The organism is Sphingomonas sp., assembly GCF_025353885.1.
Lineage (GTDB): Bacteria > Pseudomonadota > Alphaproteobacteria > Sphingomonadales > Sphingomonadaceae > Sphingomonas_O.
The window spans coordinates 1-5,063 of the sequence record NZ_JANXNX010000025.1 but is presented as its reverse complement, the minus strand read 5'-3'; the positions used below and the strand labels follow the sequence as shown (position 1 = coordinate 5,063).

Annotated in this window: 1 protein-coding gene; it reads right to left on the bottom strand. The window is 61.8% G+C overall.

Annotated elements, in window-relative coordinates; all coding sequences use genetic code 11:
* On the bottom strand, positions 1 to 5,063 hold a 5,063-nt coding region (locus tag Q0R02_RS02700), incomplete at both ends, for a strawberry notch-like NTP hydrolase domain-containing protein (RefSeq protein ID WP_293880602.1).

The following is a 5,063-nucleotide window of genomic DNA, read 5'->3' as shown; positions in this document are numbered from 1 at the left end:
CGCGGCCGAGCAGTTGCATGTGGGTGTCGATGTTCGCCTCGGGCTGTACGATCAGCATCCGGCGTTTCGACTGGTCGTTGAAATGCTCCGAGGCGTGAGCGGAGAGACCGGTCGAGCCCGCCTGATTGATGATTAGAGCATGGACGCCTCCCTTGGTCGGTCGCGTGTTGAACTGCTCGATCGTCTTGGTTCGCCCTCGCGGGGTCTTTTCAGAGCCCGGCCGCGACGTGAGGACTGGAATCTTGCCAGTATAATCGACCGCAAGCGTTCGTCCAGTCACCTCGCCGGTGTCATAACCAGCCTTTTTCAGCATTCTCTTCATGTAGTCGATCGGCGAGATCGGCAGATCGGACAGGTCGGTGTCTTTGATGAGTTGCTTGGCGGTGTTGTAGACCATGACGCCATGCTGGCCGAGTTCGGAATCCGACAGGTAATGCCGGATCGGCTTCTCGCCCTTCTCGCGGTGCGCCTTCTTGATGAGCACCGTCCGCGTACGGTCGAGATACTTCATCAGGACGTGGCTGAAATCGCCCGGCATTTCGTCGCCCGGCGAGATACCGAGATTGTCGGCGTAGTCGTTAAGGAATGCCTCCATGGTGTTCGCCACGGTCAACACCGGCTTTTCACCGCGCTTGATCGCCTCGATCGCGCGGGTTGCCGCTTGCCCGGCCTTCATTGCCAACAGCATCTGGTTGATGACGTTGTGCATGACTGCGGTGAAATTGGTCGAGGATGCTCCGGCTTCACCGGTGGAAGCATCGTGCCCCATGGCGCCACCTTCGGCGCGCAGTTCCTGCGTCATCTTCACGGAAGACGCCGCCGTGTATTTGCTCAAGTCTTGGATCGATGCCAGGGCGCTGGAGATTTTGTTGTAGTTCTCCCGGTTAACCGAGATCGACGGGGTGTTGTAGTTGATACCAGCGAACGAACGCTCACGCCGCACATACTGACCGGCCTTCGCCAGCATCGAGGCAACCGCCTGCTGCATCGGGATGCCGCCGCGCTGGATCGCCTCGGCAAGGTCCGAGATATTATCCACCGCCATCGACATGTCGGTCGCGGCGTACAGGTCCATCACGTCCGGGCGCTTGGCATAGGTCGCGGACGAATAGAAGACACCATTGGCCTTCTGGATCATGTCGCGCGAGAACTGCGCGCGGCCCTGTGGCTCCCCAACCTCCTTCCCGCGACCGGCCACCTTTTGACCGCCGGCGTTGTGGGCCTCGTCTATAATCATGACGATGCCGTTCTTGCGGTCGGCCAGCCGGCTCAGGAACTGACGCCGGGCGGTATCCTCGCCCTTTTGCGTCTGCATCTGGTTATAGGTGGTGAACACCATATCGTACTTCTTGCCGAAGGCGTCACCATCGAGCAGCGACAGCATGTGCACGTTGTGCTTCTTGGCGTCCTCCGTCTTGATCGTGGCGCCGTTGCCTTCTTCGAGCGGCAGGTTGAGCGCGGCATTGGTCGCGAGAACGCGCGGCTTGTCGGTCAGGAAATTGTCCGTGATCCCGATATCCATCAGGTCGCGGAACATGTCCTTATAGAGATTTGGCTTCTCGGTGACGAATACCGGGACGCGATCGTTCTTGATCGCCCAGCGGATGATAGCGGCGTTGACTCGACCCTTACCGATGCCGGTCTGATCGCCGATGATGAAGCCCTTGCCGCGCTTGATGTTGTCGATGGCGAGGCCGAGCGCGTCCACCTGTTCGGCGCCGAAATACTTCTCGACTTGCTTTCCGGTATAGCCGAGTTCGGTAGCCACGAACGCATCGATCGGGCCGACGCGCTCCTCCAGCGCAGCCAGCGAATCCGCCATCGGCTTCGCCATGTTGACCGGCGCCAGCGTCGAGAGGCCGTTCACGGTGGAAGCTGGCTTATAGACGACTTGGTTCTCGGTCTCGGTCGGCGCCGCCTTGATCGCCTTCTTTCGCTCCGGCGCCACGTCGCGCATATCGTCGATGAAGCGTTTCAGGTAGGGCTTGATGTTCTCGAACACCTCGCGCGACCAGCGCAGGGTATCCCGCATGTGCGCTACCATGCGGCGGAGCAGTTCGCCCAGGTTGCTCTTGAACTCGGCGAACTTGCCGGCCGCCGCCTCGAAGTGCGGCTTCGCCTTCTTGTAGGTATCCTCGTCGAAGGTGAAGCCGCTCGACGCCTTGGTACCACCGAACAGCTTATGGAGCGCGGTGAAGGCTTCGTCGGCGGCGTCAACAGCGGCTTTGCCGGTGTCCTTGGCCAACTCGGTCGCAGTGCGATCGTAGGCATCGCGCTCCTTTTGGGAGCCGCCGCGACGGCGGGTGATGCCCTCAGCCTTATCCTTGAGCGCGTTGTCACTACCACGCTCGGCTTCGGTGTCCTTCTGGCCGAACGCATCATCGAGCGCAGCGTCAAACGCCGCGTCGAAATCGTCTACGGCAGGAGATTGTTCACGAGGTCCAGCGGGCTCGACACCTTGTCCAAGTCCTTTGGTCCCATTCCGCGACTGACCGCTTCCCTCGCCAGCGCCGGCAGCTTCGGTTCCAGGCTCTCCACGAACGCTGCCGGGCTCGACCACTCCGGATCGGTCACCTCCAGCACGTCCGCGATCTCCTGCGCCGGTGCCTTCCAGTCCTTGTCCGGTTTCAGCAGTTCGAGCAGCCGGCTCGACAGCCGGTTGAACACTGCCTGTTGCCTGTTGTCCATTGAGCAGCCCTCCCAAGCTGGTCCAATCATTATATATGCGGGGTGGTTCCACCGCCGGCAAGGGGCGGCCGGACTTGCCGCGCCCATTAATTACGATGACGTCTACCGGCCAGCCGGCGCCCTGGCGCTCGTACAGGTCGCCCGACACCGTGAACATGTCGGTCACGTTATAGTTGTCGAACAGGGCCTTGTAGAATTCCCGCTTGGACTTACCGCTATAGGCGTCGGCCCGGCCCTCGGTCGAGGTGACCATCTTGTTGACACCACCGAGAATTAGCACGGCCCGGCCGTCATCCTTCATGGCTTCGAGGGCCTTGAGGGCGATGGCGTGGTCGATTTCCTTGGTTTGGTACGGGACACCGGTCTCGGCACGGAGGTCAAACACGGTGCTGGCGCCGCTGGCGTCCTTTACGGGCCCGAATGGCGGGTTGGCGATGACGCGATCGACGCCCTTGACGTCGATTTGGTTAACGGGGGTGTCGGTCACCGCGTCATAGGACATGGGCGCGAAGCCCTGCTCGCGCAGGTTTTTCGCCCGTTCCGGGTTGATCTCGTTGACCGTGGTCTTCTTCGGGTCCGCCGTCAGCAGCAGGGCGCCGTTACCGGCCGTCGGCTCATAGACCGTGGTCTCGTGGGTGATCCCGGCCAGATGCGCTGCCAGATAGGCCAGCGGTACCGGCGTCGAGTAAGCCTGATCCCGGACACTGGTCGAGGTGCGGGTGCCGAGCCGGGGCTGCGTCGAATAGAGATCGACCAGCAGGCGATAGGCTGCCTTCGGCGAAGCCGCCCCGTCGATCATCGAACGCGCAGCGCGGACGATCGCCAGTTCCATCGACTCCTCGATCGCCTTCGGATCGTCACCGAAGCCACGTTCCTTGGCGAATTTCCGGGCTTCGAGGATGCCCTTGAAACCCTTTCCGCTACCGAAGTGCTGCTCGAAGGCCTCGGACAAGATCTTGTCGGCTGCCACAGCTTTACGCAGTTTCGCCGCGCCGACATTCCAGTCAGCACCGCTGGGTTCGACTACGGTAAACGTACCCTGTTCTTTGCTGGCGACGCCTTTGATGACGCCCTCGATAAGACGTCCTTCCTTGGTGGTGCCATCCTTCTGTTTGAAGGTTCCCGGCTGATCGAACTCAACCTTGTCGCCCTTCTTGAAGTTGGCGGCAGCCTCTCGGTTTTTTGCGAACCGGTCGTCTACACCGCCATTTTCGACAGTGGGCTTGTCGGCTTCGCCGGCGGCTTCGGCGCCTGCTTCAACGGCTGTATCACCGGTTTTGCCTGTGGTGTCGGGCTCGACGCCTGCGGCGTCATGCTGTTCACCGTCTTGACGTTCGCCGGACTCTCCGGTGCGCTCACCTTCGCCGGTGACGCCAGTTTCGCTGCCGCCCGGAACGACGCCAGCTTCTTCTGCATCACCGGTGCCGACTTCGTCAGGTGCGGCGCGTTCTTGCTCAACGTGTGCGCCGCCGCCAGATGCCCCTTCGCCTGCGGGCTCCAATACGGCTTCAACTTCTGGACCATAGGCTTCTACCGCCTGTTCGTGAGTGATGAATCCCTGCTCGACCGCGTTCTCGATCACGGCCTGACCGAACGCATCGGCGGGGGACATGTTTGCATTTTCTGCAAGTATCTCTGCCGCGCGGGTGATATCCACCGGCAGGACGTGGTCGTAATCTTTGCCGAGCACCGCTTCGATCTGATCGTGGTGGTCCTGCGTCGGCTCCGCCTGGACGCGGGACGGCGGGATAACCTCCTGCGACGAGACCAGCTTGTTGTTGGTCAGCGGTTTGGTGGTATCACCGGAAAACGCCCATGCCTTGAACTGCTCCGGGGACATGGCGGTAACACCACCGATCCGATCCCGGCCCGCATCGTCATAGGAATGCGCGTAGGCGTGGAGCGCGTCGAGCGGTGTCCGGTAGCCGAGCATGATCTTGTGCTCGTCGAATCCCTTGCCCGGATGGTGCTGGTCGATGATGAACGCATAGGTGCTGGAGGGATGCGGACCGACGAACACATCGAGCGGTTGGCCGTCGGCGCCTTTGGTGCCTTTGATTCGGCCGTAGGCGCCGTGCTCCATCGAGATCGACCACGGCTTGCCGTCGGGCCCGGTGCCTTTGCGTTCCTGGCCGACGCCGGTCTCGATCGAGATCGAATGCGCGCCGGTCAGGCCCAGATGTGGCAACTCGACATGGGCATGCTTGTAGTTTTCGGCCTGCGCCTGCGCGTCGCTGACCGGTTCGATTGGCTGGGCGCGCTGAATATCGGCCGCGGTGGTGGCCTTGATCGGGCTCGATCGCGTGCCGTCGCCACCGGTTACCGAACCGGTATCCGATCCGGTGACCGGTTGGTCTACCGGCCGGGTACCAGCC